The organism is Ruminococcus difficilis (genome assembly GCF_016680995.1).
The window spans coordinates 40,413-57,752 of the sequence record NZ_JAEQMG010000145.1 but is presented as its reverse complement, the minus strand read 5'-3'; the positions used below and the strand labels follow the sequence as shown (position 1 = coordinate 57,752).

Annotated in this window: 25 protein-coding genes; all 25 read left to right on the top strand. The window is 49.9% G+C overall.

The features are described 5' to 3' along the window. Positions 1-180 precede the first annotated feature (180 nt). The 25 genes from JKK62_RS13670 (at position 181) to JKK62_RS13550 (ending at position 17,335) form a co-directional block, all read left to right on the top strand. The gene (locus tag JKK62_RS13670; protein WP_201428371.1) at positions 181-1,308 is read left to right on the top strand and encodes a PcfJ domain-containing protein; all 1,128 of its coding nucleotides are present in this window, start codon (positions 181-183) and stop codon (positions 1,306-1,308) included. Further along, the gene (locus tag JKK62_RS13665) at positions 1,268-2,203 is read left to right on the top strand and encodes a hypothetical protein (protein WP_201428370.1); all 936 of its coding nucleotides are present in this window, start codon (positions 1,268-1,270) and stop codon (positions 2,201-2,203) included. Before JKK62_RS13670 ends, JKK62_RS13665 begins: the two co-directional genes overlap by 41 nt. A 7-nt stretch (positions 2,204-2,210) precedes the next feature. Continuing rightward, positions 2,211-2,801: a siphovirus Gp157 family protein gene (locus tag JKK62_RS13660; protein WP_201428369.1), complete on the top strand. Its 591-nt coding sequence runs from the start codon at positions 2,211-2,213 to the stop codon at positions 2,799-2,801. Between the two features lie 10 nt (positions 2,802-2,811). After that, the gene (locus JKK62_RS13655) at positions 2,812-3,708 is read left to right on the top strand and encodes an AAA family ATPase (protein ID WP_201428368.1); all 897 of its coding nucleotides are present in this window, start codon (positions 2,812-2,814) and stop codon (positions 3,706-3,708) included. After that, positions 3,683-5,017 (top strand): DEAD/DEAH box helicase, encoded by a 1,335-nt coding sequence (locus JKK62_RS13650; protein ID WP_201428367.1) that lies wholly within the window; start codon positions 3,683-3,685, stop codon positions 5,015-5,017. The genes JKK62_RS13655 and JKK62_RS13650 overlap by 26 nt, the downstream gene beginning before the upstream one ends. After that, the gene (locus JKK62_RS13645; protein ID WP_201428366.1) at positions 5,014-5,370 is read left to right on the top strand and encodes a VRR-NUC domain-containing protein; all 357 of its coding nucleotides are present in this window, start codon (positions 5,014-5,016) and stop codon (positions 5,368-5,370) included. The genes JKK62_RS13650 and JKK62_RS13645 overlap by 4 nt, the downstream gene beginning before the upstream one ends. A 2-nt stretch (positions 5,371-5,372) precedes the next feature. After that, positions 5,373-5,939 carry a DUF669 domain-containing protein gene (locus JKK62_RS13640; protein ID WP_201428365.1) on the top strand — a complete coding sequence of 189 codons (567 nt, stop codon included), beginning with the start codon at positions 5,373-5,375 and terminating at the stop codon, positions 5,937-5,939. A 12-nt stretch (positions 5,940-5,951) separates the two neighbouring features. Then, positions 5,952-8,243, top strand: a complete 2,292-nt coding sequence (locus JKK62_RS13635; protein ID WP_201428364.1) for a phage/plasmid primase, P4 family — start codon at positions 5,952-5,954, stop codon at positions 8,241-8,243. Positions 8,244-8,365: 122 nt separating this feature from the next. Continuing rightward, a complete protein-coding gene (locus JKK62_RS13630; RefSeq protein WP_201428363.1) occupies positions 8,366-8,785 on the top strand; it encodes a hypothetical protein in 420 nt (139 codons plus the stop codon). Positions 8,786-8,800: 15 nt separating this feature from the next. Beyond that, complete coding sequence (locus tag JKK62_RS13625) at positions 8,801-9,157, top strand: DUF3789 domain-containing protein (RefSeq protein ID WP_201428362.1); 357 nt, start codon at positions 8,801-8,803, stop codon at positions 9,155-9,157. A 3-nt stretch (positions 9,158-9,160) separates the two neighbouring features. Continuing rightward, the gene (locus tag JKK62_RS13620; protein ID WP_201428361.1) at positions 9,161-9,616 is read left to right on the top strand and encodes a YopX family protein; all 456 of its coding nucleotides are present in this window, start codon (positions 9,161-9,163) and stop codon (positions 9,614-9,616) included. Then, positions 9,613-9,816, top strand: coding sequence for a hypothetical protein (locus JKK62_RS13615; protein WP_201428360.1), 204 nt, complete (start codon positions 9,613-9,615; stop codon positions 9,814-9,816). The genes JKK62_RS13620 and JKK62_RS13615 overlap by 4 nt, the downstream gene beginning before the upstream one ends. A 178-nt stretch (positions 9,817-9,994) precedes the next feature. Continuing rightward, on the top strand, positions 9,995-10,240 hold the full coding sequence (locus tag JKK62_RS13605) for a hypothetical protein (protein ID WP_201428358.1): 246 nt from the start codon (positions 9,995-9,997) through the stop codon (positions 10,238-10,240). An 85-nt stretch (positions 10,241-10,325) separates the two neighbouring features. Then, on the top strand, positions 10,326-10,523 hold the full coding sequence (locus JKK62_RS13600) for a Lar family restriction alleviation protein (RefSeq protein WP_201428357.1): 198 nt from the start codon (positions 10,326-10,328) through the stop codon (positions 10,521-10,523). Further along, positions 10,507-10,812, top strand: coding sequence for a hypothetical protein (locus JKK62_RS13595; RefSeq protein ID WP_201428356.1), 306 nt, complete (start codon positions 10,507-10,509; stop codon positions 10,810-10,812). The genes JKK62_RS13600 and JKK62_RS13595 overlap by 17 nt, the downstream gene beginning before the upstream one ends. 2 nt (positions 10,813-10,814) lie before the next feature. Then, a complete protein-coding gene (locus tag JKK62_RS13590) occupies positions 10,815-11,036 on the top strand; it encodes a hypothetical protein (RefSeq protein ID WP_201428355.1) in 222 nt (73 codons plus the stop codon). After that, positions 11,014-11,199, top strand: coding sequence for a hypothetical protein (locus tag JKK62_RS13585; protein ID WP_201428354.1), 186 nt, complete (start codon positions 11,014-11,016; stop codon positions 11,197-11,199). Before JKK62_RS13590 ends, JKK62_RS13585 begins: the two co-directional genes overlap by 23 nt. Continuing rightward, entirely contained in the window at positions 11,189-11,521 is a 333-nt protein-coding gene (locus tag JKK62_RS13580) for a hypothetical protein (RefSeq protein ID WP_201428353.1), read from the top strand. Before JKK62_RS13585 ends, JKK62_RS13580 begins: the two co-directional genes overlap by 11 nt. Positions 11,522-11,525: 4 nt before the next feature. After that, positions 11,526-11,657, top strand: a complete 132-nt coding sequence (locus tag JKK62_RS17840; RefSeq protein ID WP_279380636.1) for a hypothetical protein — start codon at positions 11,526-11,528, stop codon at positions 11,655-11,657. A gap of 10 nt (positions 11,658-11,667) precedes the next feature. Beyond that, a complete protein-coding gene (locus JKK62_RS13575) occupies positions 11,668-11,997 on the top strand; it encodes a hypothetical protein (RefSeq protein WP_201428352.1) in 330 nt (109 codons plus the stop codon). Then, positions 11,994-12,359, top strand: a complete 366-nt coding sequence (locus tag JKK62_RS13570) for a hypothetical protein (protein WP_201428351.1) — start codon at positions 11,994-11,996, stop codon at positions 12,357-12,359. The genes JKK62_RS13575 and JKK62_RS13570 overlap by 4 nt, the downstream gene beginning before the upstream one ends. A 139-nt stretch (positions 12,360-12,498) precedes the next feature. Continuing rightward, a complete protein-coding gene (locus tag JKK62_RS13565; RefSeq protein WP_201428350.1) occupies positions 12,499-12,960 on the top strand; it encodes a terminase small subunit in 462 nt (153 codons plus the stop codon). Beyond that, a complete protein-coding gene (locus JKK62_RS13560; protein ID WP_201428349.1) occupies positions 12,950-14,326 on the top strand; it encodes a terminase in 1,377 nt (458 codons plus the stop codon). Before JKK62_RS13565 ends, JKK62_RS13560 begins: the two co-directional genes overlap by 11 nt. Further along, positions 14,313-15,791 carry a phage portal protein gene (locus JKK62_RS13555; RefSeq protein ID WP_243411857.1) on the top strand — a complete coding sequence of 493 codons (1,479 nt, stop codon included), beginning with the start codon at positions 14,313-14,315 and terminating at the stop codon, positions 15,789-15,791. Before JKK62_RS13560 ends, JKK62_RS13555 begins: the two co-directional genes overlap by 14 nt. Next, entirely contained in the window at positions 15,791-17,335 is a 1,545-nt protein-coding gene (locus tag JKK62_RS13550; protein WP_243411856.1) for a phage minor capsid protein, read from the top strand. The genes JKK62_RS13555 and JKK62_RS13550 overlap by 1 nt, the downstream gene beginning before the upstream one ends. The last annotated feature ends 5 nt before the right edge of the window (positions 17,336-17,340 follow it).

Here is a 17,340-nt window from a genome sequence, read left to right as displayed (position 1 = left end):
ATGTACGCGTTCCCGCCGGTGCCGGCGAAATGTGAGACTCAAATGCGTGACGGACAAGGATATGCGAATTTCTGTGTGTTCCTTACCAATGGTCATGAGCTTTTTGTGCGTTGCTTTCACCGATACAGCCGGAAGACAGATTGTCCGATCGAGGGCAGACTCATCGAACGTCAGCGGTATGTGTTCGCCAAGGACGGCTGCGTGAGGTATATATACGATACATGGACCGATAGATGGCGTCCTGCGACAAAGTTCAGAGAGCCGCGCTTTGCCGATCCGGCATATCCATATTCTTTTGATAATTCCTACTGTATTCTCAACGCAAATGCGCTAAAAGAATCCGATATGCGCTATTGCTCAATTCATTGTCACCGTCTGTTTCCGATGCAATATATGCGATTCTTCGTTCGACATCCAAATATTGAGTATCTTGAGAAAACAGGATATGATCATCTGATTGTTGAGCAGCAGTACAGATACAGTTATTGGGATAACGCCGAGTATGTCGGAGTTGATGAGCACGTTGATCTCAAAACCAACAATTTGTTGAAAATGCTTCATTTGAATCGAACTGAATTCAAGCTGCTGCAAGGCAGGGAGAACGCGTATCTGTCTTACCTTAAATACCGTGAGGTATTCCCGAAAGCTAAACCGGAGGATCTGATCAATATTGCATATGCTTATGGTTCGGCATATCAATCTGCAAAAAAACACGCGGAAGCGACCGGTCTGTCGATTCTTCGTTTGACACGCTATCTCAGCGAGAATAATATCGATCACCGACTCTATAATGACTATCTCGATCAATGTATTCAGCTTGGATACGATCTTTACGATACGGCAATCAATATGCCGCGAGATTTCTTCGTAATGCACGCTCGATTGACGTCGCTGATCAAAGCAGAAGAAACAAAAGAACTATGTGAAGCTTTTCAAAAACACTATGAGGAGCGTAGCCGCCTCGAATTCACATACCGAGGTCTGATCGTCCGACAGCCGAAGAGTATCCAAGAGATCGCTGACGAAGGTTCCGCGCTGAAGCATTGTGTCGGCGGATACGCCGAACGTCACGCAAAGGGACAGGTCACTATCCTGTTTCTGCGTCAAGTCGATCAGCCGGATATTCCGTATTACACAATGGAAATCGATAAAACAGGTAAGATTAAGCAGTGCTATGGTTATGCGAATAACCGTGCCGGCAATCCGAAGCCATCGAAGATAAAGACATTCGAAAAGCATTATGAACAATACTTACAGGAGGTAATACATGACAAACGAAATCACCGCTCAGCACGCCAAAGCGCTTGATCTGCACAATCGGATCATGGTATCCGCTCAGCTGGTGCAAACCAATCTGTGGGATATGTGCAACGGGCTCAAGGAGATGCGCGACGGCAAGCTCTATAAGGAGCTGGGTTATCAAAATTTTGAGGATTATTGCGGAACCGAATTTGGCATGACCCGCACAAATGCTCATAAATATATTTCTATTATAGAAAATATAAGTCCCGAAAATGTTTCGACGTCGAAACATTTTGGAGTTTCAAAGCTCTATCTCTTATCCACACTCTCGGAGGCTGATCAGCAAAAGATCACCGCCGCGAACGACGTCAGCGACATGACCGTCAAGGAGTTGGAGGCGGAGATCAAAAAGCTAAAGGTCATTAATGACAAGCTCAACATCGATAAAGAACACCTCGAGGAGGATCTCGATGATCGTGATCATGAGATCCGCAAGATAAAGGGTACGCTGAAAGATATCGACGATCAAAATATTGAGCTCCGCAACGAGATCAAGGAGCTCCGCTCCCGTCCGATCGACGTTGCCGCCGCCGAGCCTTCCGATGACGTCCGCCAGCTTAAGGAGACCATCAAGAATCTGGAGCGTACCTCAGAAAAGCAAGTCGATCAGCTGCAGGAGGAACACCTGCGCGACATCCGCCAACTTCATGAGAAGAACCGTATCGAAATGCAGAAGCAGCTCGATGCGCAGAAGGCGGAATATGAGGAAAAGCTCCGTCAAGCTGCCCAGCCTGCGCAGCAGGATGATAAACAGGTATTCAAGGCGTACTACTCCGCCGCCTATGATGCGTTTTATCGAATGATCGCCTTTGCGGCGCAATCGCCTGATCATCTGGAATTCTTCCGCGGCAAGATCAGCGCGTTGATCAGCTCGTTTTCAAACGCCAACCGGGATATGTGAGGCGCCTATGGAACTATATCAAATGACTGAACAATTCAACGAACTATTTGACCGTTTCGATGAAATTGATAATTACATTCCCGATACAGATGAATTCGGGCGGTATATTGACGGTAACGGCGAAATCATCGAGGATCTCGAAGCGTTCCGTGAAAAATTGCGCTCAGCGTGGTTTGACACGCTGGTCGGCTTGGAAGCTGAGTTCAACGATAAAGCTGAAAACATCGCAGTTTATTTGAAATCACTCTATATCGAAGCCGCGGCGATGCACGATGAAGAAAAGACGCTGAAAGCACGTCGAATGGTTATCGAACAGCGTGCCGACAGGCTCAAAAAGCACCTGATCAAATCTATGAACGCGATCGGCGTCAAGAAGATCGATATGCCTCGCGCACGTCTGACAATCCGTAAAAATCCGGAGAGCGTTATCGTCGATGATGAACTTGGATTCATCCGATGGGCGCAGGAGAATGCAAATATGCTCCTGAAGGTCAAGCTGCCCGACATTAAAAAAGCAGAAACAAAAAGGCTGATCCAGGCCGGTGAATCTTTGCCGTATGTCCATCTTGACCGCACAGAGAGCCTGATCATCAAATAAGGAGGAAAACATGAGTATCGTATTTGAACCCGCATCGCGCGCGAAGTCAAAGGCGCGCATCGCGGTCACCGGACCGAGCGGCTCGGGCAAGACCCTGTCGTCACTGCTGCTCGCCTACGGCCTGACCGGCGACTGGAACAAGGTCGCCATCATCGACACCGAGCACGGCCGCGCCAGATTCTATGCCGAGCGCAAGGAGTACGGAATCGGCAAGTTCCTGTATCAGAGGCTTGATCCGCCTTACAGCCCCGAGCGCTATATCGATTATGTCACCTCGGCGGCGCAGTCGGTAGGAGAGGACGGCTGCGTGATCATCGACAGCTTCTCTCACGCGTGGGACAACGAAGGCGGCGTGCTGGATATCAAGGATAAGATCGCCTCAAGGAACGATAAAAACAGCTATACCGCGTGGAGTGAAGCCGGCAAGATCCAGAACAGTCTGGTCAATACCATCCTGTCCGTTGAATGTCACACGATCACGACGATGCGTGCCAAGATGGCTTACGCGATGGAAGAGGACGACCGCGGCAGGATGAAGCCCGTCAAGATCGGACTGGCTCCCGTCCAGCGCGACAATACCGAGTATGAGTTCGACATCGTGTTCCAGATAGACCGACAGCACAACGCGACATTATCAAAGGACACCACCTTCCTCGATCGTTGGTCGGGCGTTATCGACGCGGAGCTCGGCAAACAGCTCGGCGACTGGCTGAACAGTGGTGTAGAGCTGCCGCGCTGCGCCGACTGCGGCAAGGTCATTATGAGTGACGGAAAACGCTCGGTCGATCAGATCGTCACCGGCACGATCAAGAACTACGGCAGACAGCTTTGTATGCCGTGCGCATCGGCTGAGAACCGCAGACGCAAGGAGGCTGTGAACAATGCCGCTTCGTCCGTATCAGAATGATCTGGTTGAGGATGTGCGGAGCGCATGGCACGAAGGGTATCGCGCTCCGTGTATCGTCCTCGGGTGCGGCGGCGGTAAATCCTGTATCGTCGCCGAGATCGCCCGTCGGACAACCTTCAACGGTAAGCGTGTGCTGTTTCTCGTTCACCGCAAGGAGCTGGTCGATCAGATCACGGCGACCTTTGCCCGATGGGGTGTGCTGATGGATCTTTGCTTCGTCGGCATGGTACAGACAATCACCCGGCGACTGAAAAAGATACCGAAGCCGGCGTTGATCATCACCGACGAGAATCACCACAGTCTGGCGACCTCTTATAAGCGTATCTATGAGCATTTTTCCGATGTTCCGCGTGTGGGAGTGACCGCTACGCCCGTTCGGCTCAACGGTGACGGCCTCGGTGACGTTAATGACAAACTGATTATCGGCAAGTCGACCAAGTGGTTGATCGCAAACGGGTTCCTCGCGCCGTATGACTATTATGCGCCGTCGGTAGCGGATCTGACCGGTCTGCATACGCGCCGCGGCGAGTATGTGCAGTCTGATATCGACAAGGCGATGATTCAGAATAAGGTGTTCGGTGATGTGATCGCCTATTATCGCAAGCTCGCAAACGAGAAGAAGGCGATCTGCTACTGTGCTTCGATCAAACACAGCAAGGCGACCGCCGCGGCGTTCTGTGACGCCGGTATCCGCGCCAAGCACATCGATGGTGATACTCCAAAAAACGAGCGTGACCGTATCATCAGCGCTTTCCGCAAGGGTGAGATCACGATCCTTTGCAACGTCGATCTGATATCCGAAGGCTTCGACGTTCCTGATTGTGAGTGCTCAATCCTGCTGCGCCCGACCCACAGTCTGACACTGTACATCCAACAAAGCATGCGCTGTATGCGGTATCGCAAGGATAAGCGCGCGATCATTATCGACCATGTGGGCAACTACGCCCGGCACGGTATGCCCGACGACGATCGTGAGTGGACGCTCGCCAAAAAGGAGCATAAACGGATCCAAACTGAGAAAGAAAACAGCGAGAGCGTCGTCATGTGTCCGGAGTGCTTCTTTACCTTCGCGCGAGAAAACGCCGAGAACGGATGCTGCCCGCATTGCGGCGCTCCGCTTCCCAAGCGAACGCGAAAGCTGACCTCCGATGAGGATGCGGAGCTGATACGGATCGAGGGCTTCAAGCTCGATTTCGATACGCCCGATGATTGCCACACCTACGATGAACTGCTCAGCTATGCCAAACGCCGCGGCTATAAACCCGGCTGGGCGTATTATCAGGCTCGATTGAGAGGAATGATCGCTTGACAGAGGAACACCGTATCCAGAACGAAATCAGGTTGAATACACCCGATTGTGTTCTTTTCCGAACCAATGCCGGAGATTTCTGGCAGGGTAAGGTCATCTATTCAAAGATATACAAACAAAATATTCTGATAAACATTCGCAAAATCGAGGGTCTCCCGGAGGGGTATTCCGATTTGTCCGGTGTGAGAATCTCTGACGGCAAAGCTGTCTTTATCGAGGTCAAGACGCCGACAGGCAGACCGACGAAACAGCAAAGAAATTTCATCAACAAAATGCGCGAATACGGCGCTGTAGCGGGTATCTGCCGCAGCGTGAAAGACGCGGTTCAACTTATTACAAAAGAAAGGAATTAACTATGGGATTTACTAATGATTATTCAAAAGCATCACAGGGCGGTCTCAAGCCCGAGGGCGATTACGAAGTGCTGATCGTCAAAGCAGAGGAAAAGCAGAGCAAAGGAGGCAAGCTCCATTTGAATCTGAATCTCGTTATCCGAAACGATGTTGATCAGTCATATCAGAACGGATATCTTTTCCATACACTTTGGAAGCGCAAAGAGCCGACTGCCGCCGATCTGCAGGTCAACGGTTACGGCTTCGGACAGGTTATGGCGCTTGGCAAGGCGGCAGGCCTACCCAACGGAAAAAATTACGAGAGCCTTTCCGACTTCCTGCAGGAGCTGATCGGTAAGCCTGTCCGCGCACACGTTGTACATGACGAGTACAACGGCAACAAACGTGAGGCGATCGCCTGGTTCAATCCGACCGACTATCCTGAGGTCAAGCACGTAATGAAGAAGAAGCCAGACGTCAACCCCGACGGCTTTGCTCCCGCGGCGCAGCAGACGACCTATGCCGATACACCGGCAACACAGGCGGCGGCAGCTCAAGCAGCGGGCGACGACGACGATCTCCCGTTCTAAGGTGTGGGGTACATGAATTATAACGCTATTCCCGGGGAGCTGAAGAAGCTCCCCAACTGGGTATGCTGGATCGCAGAGCCCGATGAGCGCTCCCACAGCGGTATCAGCAAAAAGCCCGTCAATCCGCGAACGGGCGGCTTTGCTATGTCAAATAACCCCGATACATGGGCGGATTTTGATACAGCGCTTGCGGCTTCATCGCAATATACCGGTCTCGGCTTTATGTTCAGCGGCTCGGGTTGCTTCGGTGTGGATATCGACGATATGCCCGAGGAGCTGGAGCGGTACCGAAACGGAGAAAACGGTATCATCTCCGAATTTGTTAACACCTTACAGAGCTATACCGAATACTCTCAGTCGGGTACCGGTATCCATATCATCTGTCGCGGCAAGCTGCCGAAGGGCGGCAGAAAGAAAAAACACTCCTTCGGCGGCTTTGAGATGTACGACTCCGGACGGTTCTTCGTCATGACGGGCGATTACTGCTCCGAGTACATGAATATCGCTGACTGCACCGAGAGCATAAAGCCTCTTCATGCCAAGTATATCGGCGCGGGGCGAGAACCATCCGCGGCGCCCGTGCGTCATCCTGTCTATTCGCTCGCAACCGTCAACGATATCCTTTCAGCAGCGATGAACGCAAAGAACGGCGGCGCCTTCCGTGCGTTGTATGAGGGCGATCTCTCCGCATACGGCTCGCACAGTGAAGCGGATCTCGCGTTCTGCAATATGCTCGCGTTCTGGTGCGGCTGTGACGCCGAGAAGATGGACGCGCTCTTCCGATCGTCGGGACTGATGCGCGAGAAGTGGGATCGTAAGCAGAAGGGCACCACCTACGGCGCGATCACCATCGCCCGCGCCATCGCCGACACGCGCACATGTTATTCGCCTTCCTCAAAGGAGGATGATTATTCTCTGACGATCGGCGACGGAGGTCAAACCGATGAGGATCCGCGTATCAAGCTCTATTCCTTTGATGATATGGGCAATGCGGAGCGCTTTGTCGACCTGTTCGGCGGTGAGATCCGCTACTGCTATACGGAGAAGAAGTGGTACTACTACAATACGCAGAAGTGGTGTGTTGATATCATCGGCGCCGCCGAGCGCATGGCGGATCGCGCGGTAGAAGCGATGGCGGCGGAGTTGAAGGCCTACGCCCAGACGGACGCCGATGAAGGCACCGACATGCAGAAGGATTTTCAAAAGCATATGAAAACCAGTCGATCAAACAAGAGCAAGAAGGCAATGCTCAGCGAGGTGCAGCATCATGTTCCGATCCTGCCGGCGCAGATGGACAAGTACCGCATGGCGCTGAATACGCCCAGCGGTATCATCGATCTGAGAACGGGAGATCTCAGCGAGCATGACCCGGAGAAATATTTTACCAAGATCACCTCGGTGGATATCAGCTCCGCCGCCGACTGTCCGCGCTGGATCAATTTTCTCAACGAAACCTTCAACGGAGACAAAGATCTGATCCGTTACATTCAGAAGGCGCTCGGATACAGCCTCACGGGATCCACCGCCGAGCAGTGCGCCTTTTTTCTGTACGGTACCGGTAAGAACGGCAAGAGCACTTTCCTTGACGTCGTCCGCGACGTCTTCGGTGATTATGCCGCCAATATCCAGCCCGAGACGATCATGGTGCGCAATAACGCAGGCTCGGCGATCAACAGCGATATCGCCCGGCTCAAGGGTGCGCGTCTGGTCACCAGTGTGGAGCCGAATGAGGGCGTCCGCATCAATGAAGGATTACTCAAGCAGCTCACCGGCGATGATACCGTCACCGCACGCAAGCTGTATAGCGAGGAGTTTGAGTTCAAGCCGGAGTTCAAACTGTGGATGGCGACTAACCACAAACCGATCATCCGCGGTACCGATACCGGCATCTGGCGCCGCATCCATATGATCCCCTTCACGGTAGCGGTCGACGATGACAAGATCGATAAAAACCTGCCGTATAAGCTCAAAGCGGAGATGACCGCTATCTTTAAGTGGATCGTCGACGGCTGCATGCTGTGGCAGAAGGAGGGCTTGAAGATGCCACGCGCCGTACTCGAGAGTGTGAGAGAGTACCGCCGCGAGATGGACGTGATCTCAGCGTTTATCAATGACTGCTGCAACGAAAGCGGCTCCGTAGCGGCAAAAACGCTCTATGCCGCCTATTCAGAGTGGGCAGAGAGCAATAATGAATATCACATGTCGAACACCAAGTTCGGCGTTGAACTATCAAAGAGATTCACAAAAGTACACACCGTGAGCGGCTGGCATTACACCGGTCTGTCATTGGTAGCGCAATATTAATATGACAGGTTTGACGGGTTTACGGGTTTTTCTAACCTTTCGTATAAGAAAAAAAGAAACAAATATATAGAAAGGTATTTGAAAAAGTGGTCAAACTCGTCAGACCCGTCATCAGGAGGATTATGAAGCGAAAACAAATATATCTTTTTAACGATGGATCGGCGTTTTTCCAAATGGAAGAGCAGGCGATCGACGGGCAGCTTGATTATGACGATTTTCCGCCGGAGGAATACCGCTACTTTTCCAAGCTTTCTAAGCTCGGATACAAGAACCGTCACAACGGTTGGTCAAAGGAGCTATGTGAGATGAAACAGGAAGAATACCGTGAGGAGTACCGGGAGGCGTGTAAGAAACGCAATCAGCGTGTCGAGTATGCGGAGAAGCTGCAGGCGGATTTGCTCCGTTCCGCTGAGCTGAGCCGCCAGCTGAATCTTGCCGATACTTCCGACGCCGCTCTGATCACCGCGCTTGACCTGCTCGAGATGCTCCTCAATGAGCCCGGATTAAGTCGGCGAATACAAAGAAACGTACACTTTGCGTAGAAAGGACATGGGAACATGACGATTATATTGGTTTTATCAGGATTTATGCTCGGCGGTTTGGTAGGCGTCGTTGTAATGGCACTGCTGCAGATCGGGCGCGAAAGCGACAGGGATTTTGAGCTTTTGCCGAGCGTTTGGGTCGGTTTTGTCGAATGGAGAGAAAGCGATGTGTTTCTGGTTCGACAGGTAAAAGGATACGGCATCGACGTATATAAGCGGAACAAAATAGGCGACCTTGAGCATGTCAGCCGGCTGCCGCACTCCTTTACCGCCAGAAGTCAGATGGAAGAATACGTCAAAGCAAACGCACCGTATTTGACCCGCGATGAGATAGACACGAAACAAGATGTTTCAGATAGAGCAGGAGAATAACAAATGAGAGAAATACTTTTCCGCGGAAAGCGGATTGACGATTATGTTAACGATAAAAGCATTGACTATGCAGAAAAAGGTGCCAGAGAGTGGGCATATGGAGATATTATCCATCGTCGTTACTATAAGAACAAAGATGTTGTTGTAATCAGAACCGAAGATAGCGGATTTGATAATTATTCCGATTATGAAGTTGACCCATCCACCATCGGACAGTACACAGGCTTGACCGCTAACGGCAAGAAAATCTTTGAGGGGGATATTGTAAAGGTTACTGGTTTATACCCTGACAGAGATGGAGAGAAACGAATTTGGAGGCGATTCCGTGTTGGCGAAGTATTTTATTATCACGGAGCATTCTATTTTGATAAATGGCTTCTTTGCAAAACGTCCGAAAAATGTTTAGAGATCATCGGCAACATCCACGATAACCCCGAACTGTTGGAGGATAAGCCATGAAACGCCTGATTTGCTTGCTCCTCGCTCTGATCGTCATGATCTCGCTATCCGCCTGCGCTTCCAATCACACTCCCGAACCGACCGAACCAATCAGCTGGTCAGTAGTTGAAGAAGTCGGTCGGGACGGCGACGAGGTGCATTATCGAGAGCATTTGTCGAACGGGATGACGGTTGATCGGTATACGAGGGAGGGAGAATGATGACAAATTACGAGAAAATCAAAAACATGACGGTTGAGGAGTTTGTCAAACACAGACTAAGAATGTGTCCTGATGGACGCACGATTGGTGGAAACAAATGCCTTTGGAAACCAAAAAATCCGAACACAGACTTTTGCCATGATTGTTGGATTGAGTATTACAATCAGGAGGTGGAAGAATGACAGAAAACAACGATAAAATTTTCAGATTAATAATTAAATGTTTAAAAAACGAAGGAAAACCAGACTTGCACAGTTTTACTATCAAAACGAAAAAGGGAGTCGCTTTTGTAGATTGTCGATGTGGTGAGGTTTTTATTGAAATACATTCATGCGATGGCAAACAACAGTTCTGCGGAACTGCTGTTGCGGCTACAAATAGATTAATTAATTTTGGCGCAGATTTTGAGAGTGTTGAGATTTAATAATCAGTTGTTGCAAAAAATGCATTAAGTGAGTAAGCATCAGTTGTCAAATGATATTTTACAACTGAGAACAGGAGGCTGAGTAATGACAAAACTTAAACCGTGTCCGTTTTGTGGTGGCAAAGCTGAGTTTTGCAAAACTACCGTTCCAAACACAATAACAATCGGAACATTTGTGCAGTGCATTAATTGCGGAGTAAGAACAAGATATGTTATAGATCTTGGCGATAAATACACTATAAAAAACTGGAACAGGAGAACAAACAATGAGCCTACTGATTAACGGTATGAGCATACCGAACGACGATTATAAGCACCGACATCTTACACTCGATAGATCAACAGACGACGGAATTCTCAGGATGTCTTTTCTTACTTTTGATAGCGAAGCATGGAAATATTCTTGCTGTGTATATCGTGCATCCGAAATTCCCACACCTCACGGCAGATTAATAGACGCCGACAGTTTGATTGAATACATCAACAAAGAACTCAAAGGAGACGAATACATACAAAGAATGTTCAGAAGAATTGTCAAATCAAGACCGACTGTTATAGAAGCGGAGGAGTGAATATGATAAACATCACAAAAGAGTCTGTTCACGAAGCAATTTGTAATTTGCCTGACGAGCAGAAACAAACGCTTGCAATGAACTGCGCTCAATATGGCGTCACGCCTGAAAGTATTGAGAATCTGGTTACAGGGATTTTGAAATGCGTTGAGCCGTGTATAAACAGAACTGTGGAAAATCTAAAGTATTGGAGTGATAACAATGGCAAACGCAAAAGAATGTGACCGCTGCGGCGAGCTGTATAAGGAGAAATCTTTGGTACCGAGTTATATCGTCGAGCATAAAAACCTGATTAATTATTTTTATGATTTATGCCCGAAATGTTATAGCTCATTCACTCAATGGCTGAATAAATACAAGCAGAAAGAGGAAGATAATGCCGGTTGAGAATAATCTGTTATCTAAACTTTTCATTGGCAGTATTGATCAGCCGATTGAACTTGTCGACGGAATTCCTACTATTGAGTTCTTTTTTGAGGACGACGAAGATTTTGACGGATTCATCGATCGCCTGCATGCGAGTCAATCTATCACGATCCCTTCGATTGTTCTGCCGAAATCCGAACACAAGAAGATTTACGGTGTGGAGTACAAATACTTCAATAAGCGGTTTTCTCGTCGGGTTGCTCATTTAGCACAGTTCGGTAAGAATCGCAGGATAAAGAAAAAGAACAAAAAGAGAGCCTTTGGCAGATTTACAGGGAGGTGATCGAATGACCTTTACTATACCGCCGTTTTGGCTCGGCGTGATCGCGACGGTGCTGGGCGAGTTTATCGCTCTTGTCGTTTACGCCGTCGTCAAAATCGTCAAAGAAAAGCGGAATACAACCTTTCGCAGAAAGTGAGGAAAAAGCATTGATACAGATACATATTCCCGATACCGTTAAAATTGCCGGCTGTGTTTATACGGTCGAGCGTGAGGAGAGATCATTTGTCAATGGTGGCAGTGTTGTCGACGGGACACACAGTTTCTTTGAACAGAAGATCAAAGTCGTGCGTGAAGGCACCGAAGACTATCAATCCGTTGTATTCTTACACGAGCTGATGCACGGTATCTTCGAAAACTATTGCCCGAACATCGTCAGCGCGGCCGACGAAGAAAAGCTGGTGGAGCAGATCTCAAAAGGATTGTTCCAGGTCATCACGGATAACCCGGAGATCATCAAGGAAGTGAAGCGCCGTTGAACATCCGCGAGATCAAAGAGAATGACAGAAAGATCGCGGCACTTAGCCGCAAGCTGGAACGCTTGAAAGCCGACGCTCTTAATGTGACACCTGCATTGACGGGAATGCCCGGCAGCGGTCAGATGTCCGATAAGATCGGCAGCTGTATCGCCGAGATCGATGAGACCGAGCAGGAATTGAAGCGCCTGATCGCTTTACGTGATGAGAGCCTGAGGCGGTTGTCAAAGGATATCGACGAAGAGAATTGTATCTATCTCTTTCTCGTGCGGCGCTATTCCTGGCGAAGAATCGCACAGATCACCGACGGCAGACTTGACACCGTTGCGAGCATCAAGAAGCGCTGCTATAAATACGAATGGTAAATTGGTTACAAAGTTACTTTTCCGTATGATATCATTATACTTACAAAACGTGTGTATAACGTGTTGATTTGATTTCCTTTCACAAAACAGTCGCTCTGCAAGGCGGCTGTTTTGCTTTTGTATAAAGAGGTGATCCTGAGTGACAGAAAAACAAAAGAGATTTGTGGATGAATACCTGATCGATCTGAACGCCACTCAGGCGGCGATCAGAGCCGGATATTCTAAGGATACCGCCCGAGCTATCGGTGCGGAAAACTTGACAAAACCTTACATTCAGCAGGCAATCAAGGAGCGCATCGAGCAGCTCCATAATGAGCGCAGTGCCGACGCGCAGGAGATCATCGAATATCTGACCTCTGTCATGCGCGGTGAGAGCGAGAGCGAGGAGCTGGTCAACGAATTCATCGGTGATGGATGTTCGAGGCCGACACGCGTGAAAAAGGCGCCGTCGGAAAAGGATAGAATCAAGGCTGCTGAGCTTCTCGGAAAACGGTTCGGTCTATTCAAAGACAAGGTCGAGCTGGATGGCAGCGTCAAAACCGATATGGCAACTCTCGCCGGCGTATTAGATCAGTTGAAGGGCGAGGACAGTGCCGAATAAGCTGATCCTATCTAAGAAATACAAAGACTTTCTCCGTTGTCAGGCGCCTGTCGAATTTCTTGAGGGCACGACGATGGCAGGCAAGACGACCGTCGGCATCTTCAAGTTTATGTTGAAGGTCGCGCAGTCGCCGAAGAAGCTGCATATCATCGCCGCCAATGACACCGGTACTGCTGAGAAGAATATCATTCAGAAGGATCTCGGGATCCTTGATGATTTCGGATCTCTGGTCAGGTACAACGGCAACGGTACCAGCGCCGATAAGATCCCGCATATCGTCTTCACACCCGCTCCAGGTGTTACCAAGACCGTATACGTTATGGGCTACGGCGACAAGACGAAGTGGAAGAAGGCACTGGGAGGACAGTACGGCTGTCTGTATATCGACGAGATCAACACTGCAAATATTGAGTTTATCCGTGAGGCGAGCATGCGCGCCGACTATATGATGGCAACGCTCAACCCGGACGATCCGAATTTGCCGGTGTATCACGAATATATCAACCATGCCCGACCGCTTTACCGTTGGTCTGATGATACGCCGACGGAGATTCTCGACGATCTGACCGAGGAGCTGAAGGACGGTTGGGTGCATTGGTTCTTTACCTTCAAGGACAATCTCGGTCTGAAAAAGTCCGAGCTCGACCGCGTTTTGAGCAACACGCCAAAGGGCACGAAGATCTATAAGAATAAGGTGCAGGGTCTGCGCGGCAGGGCGACCGGACTCGTGTTCAACAACTTTGATTACAAGCTGCACGTCAGATCAGCGGAATGGGCGCGGCAGTTCCTGACAGCCAAGAAAGGCGAGGAACAGTTTATTCTGTTTTCTGCCGGTCTGGATACCGCGTACAGCGACAAGACCAAGGACACGATCGCGATGACGTTCCACGGCTGCACCAATCGCGGCAAGTGGATCCAGCTCGATGAAAAGGTATACGATAACGCGGAATTACACTTGACGATCGCACCGTCCGATACCGTCGTGAACTTCATCGACTTTTTGGAGCGCAATCGAGAAGAGTGGGGCTTTGCCCGTAACACCTTCATTGATAATGCCGATCAGGCAACATTGAAGGAGTTCTCCAAATATGTGCGCAATCACGGCAGTATCTATCTGTTTAATCCGGCATGGAAGCAATTGAAGATCGTCGACCGCATCAAGCTGCAGAGCGGATGGTTCAAGAGACAGTGCTATTTTATCCTCGATCACTGCACCGAAACGATCGGAGAGCTGAATCGTTACTCATGGAAAGAGGACAAGGATAACGAACCCGAGGACAGAAACGATCATTTTATCAACTCGTCACAATACGCGTGGATCCCATATGTTAACAAAATCGGAAGTGAGAAGAATGAAACTGGGTGATTTTTTGAGAAACAAAATCAGGAACTTTTTACATATCGAGCCTGCCGCCAATCAGCAGATCGTGCTGCAGCAACGGCTGGATTTCTACGGTAATATCGCGCGCAATAAGCTGTGGTATCGCGGCGACAGCTGGGAGCTGTCTGATTTTTACAGGCAGCTCGACGTCAGCCCGACGCTGTTCTGGAAGGCGTCGTCGACGAAGGGAATGGAGATCCACAAGCTCCACACCGGTATCCCGAAGCTGATTATCAAGACGATCGGCAATATCATCCTGCACGACTACAACGGTCTGGAGATCACCGAGCCGACCGCCGCAGAGCAGTGGGAGAAGATCGCAGAGGATAACAAATTCAAGAAGCTGTTGAAAAGATTCCTCAAGAAGATTCTGATCGTCGGCGACGGCGCCTTCAAGGTGAGCTTTGACCGGACGCTCAGCGGCGATGTGCCAATCATCGAGTATGTGTCAGGCGAGAATGTGGAGTTCGTTCGCAGCCGCGGCAGGATCACCGAGACCGTATTCTTGGCGACCTACACCCATAACAACAGAAAATACACCTTCAAGGAGCGGTACGGCTACGGCTATATTCTCTATGAGCTGTATAACGATAACGACGAGCCAATCCCTACCGGCTTCATCCCTCAGACCAAATGGGTCGACGGGCAGGGCGTCGGCTTTGATAAGAGTGTGATGCTGGCGGTACCGGTCATCTACGGTGAATCGGAGAGCTACGAGGGAAGGGGCGAGAGCCTGTACGAGGGAAAGTCCGACGCCTTTGACGCGCTGGATGAAGCATGGAGCCAGTGGATGGACGCGCTCAGAGCGGGGCGGACAAAGGAGTACATTCCTGAGAATCTGATCCCTCGTGATCCCGATAACGGCAAGCTGCTCAAGCCGAATTCCTTTGATAACCGCTTTATCGAAGTGGCGCAGGATATGTCCGAGAACAGCAACAGCAAGATCACGACCGGTCAGGCGCAGATCCAGCACGAGAGCTACCTCTCGACCTATATCACCGCGCTTGATCTTGCGCTGCAGGGCATCATCAGTCCGTCGACCCTCGGCATCGACGTCAAGAAGCTTGATAATGCCGACGCCCAGCGTGAGAAAGAGAAGGCGACGCTCTATACCCGCGGAAATATTATTGAATTGCTCAATGACGTTCTGCCCGAACTGGTGATCGCCGCCGTGTGTGCCGGTCAGATCTGGCATGAACAGAATGTCGAGAAGCCGACGGTCAAGGTCAACTTCGGCGAGTACGCGAACCCGAGCTTTGAAAGCCAGGTCGAGACTGTTTCCAAAGGAAAGACAGGCGGTATCATGTCCACCGAGGCGGCTGTCGAAGAGCTGTACGGCGACAGTAAGGACGACGAATGGAAGGAACAGGAAGTCCGCCGTATCAAGGAGGAGCAGGGAATCGTCACGATGGGCGATCCGCCTGCCGCCAATCTCGACGGTGACGTCTGATGTCGGAAGAGTATGATCTTTCCCGTGCGTTTGAGCGGATCGAGAACTACCTGATCGATTCCATGATGCGGAATTTCAAGCATCACCGCGCGGAGGAGACCGTCGAGGGCTATAACTGGGAACAGTGGCAGGCAAAACAGCTCGAGGCGCTGGAAGAGTACCGCCGCAATAACAAGGAGAAGTTTTCCACAGAGTTCGCCGAGTTGAACGACCGGGTCGGCGAGATGCTGAGAAACACCGCCGACGACGCAGGCTATCGGCAGGAGCAGAAGATCCTCAAGGCGATCCAAAAGGGCTTTACCCCGAGCCGACCTTCTTCCGCGATGCAGGCGTCGTTCTTTAAGCTCAATGAGCGTAAGATGAACGCCCTGGTCAGATCAACGACCGACGATCTCGGCCGTGCCGAATTCGCCGTCCTTCGCCGTTCCAATGACGCTTATCGAAAAGCAATATTCAGCGCCCAGACCTTTATGAATTCCGGCGCCGCTACCTACGAGCAGGCGGTCGATATGGCGACAAAGGACATGCTCAGCGCCGGTCTGCAGTGTGTGGAATACAGCAACGGCGCGCGGCATACGCTGCACGATTACGCCGAGATGGCGATCCGTACCGCCAACAAGCGCGCCTATCTGCGCGGCGAGGGCATGAAGATGCAGGAGTGGGGAATCACCACCGTCATCATCAATCGTCGTCACGGCGCGTGCGGCCGATGCGCGGATTTTGTCGGGATGGTGTTCATCGATGACGTCTATGCCGGCGGCAAGCCTTCTGATCACGGCGGTAAATACCCTCTGCTCAGTGACGCCATGAAGTCGGGGCTGTTCCATCCGCGCTGTAAGGACAGCTCATCCCTGTATATCGAGGGGATCAGCACCTCGCCCGATCAGGAAGTACTGCCGAAGAAAGCGCAGGAAGATCTTACTGAGATCGAGCGCGCCGAGCAGAAGGCGACATACGGCAAGCGCATGGAGAAGATGAACAAACGCCTCTCAAAATATGCCCTTGATCCTGATAACAAAAAGATGTACCGCAGCCGCGCAGAGCAGTGGGCGGAATATACCGAAAAATGGCAGTCTTATCACGAAAAACAGCTTGCAAAAGCAATTAAAAGTGGTATAATGATAAAAACGATAGCCAAATTATCAAACAGCGGAGTTAATATATCAGTGAAACATATTGGAAAACTCGACAAGGATATTTACAAGTGTATAACGGACGATATAACAACTGATGAAGTTATTATCACAGATACACAGATCGCGCATATTAAGGAAAAACACCCTAATGATTATGAACAGTATTATCAGTATATTGCTGAGATCATTAGTAAACCTGATTATATTCTTGAAGCTAACAAGCCAAATACCGCTTTTGTATTAAAACATATTGAGGATAACGATAAACGGTACCAGGTCATTTTGCGACTTCATACCAGCGATGATCCTAAAGAATACAAAAACTCTGTTATTACATTTCTTAAAGTATCGGAAAAACGTTATAACAGATACCTGAGGACTAAGAAAATACTTTACAAAGCTGAATAAATGTG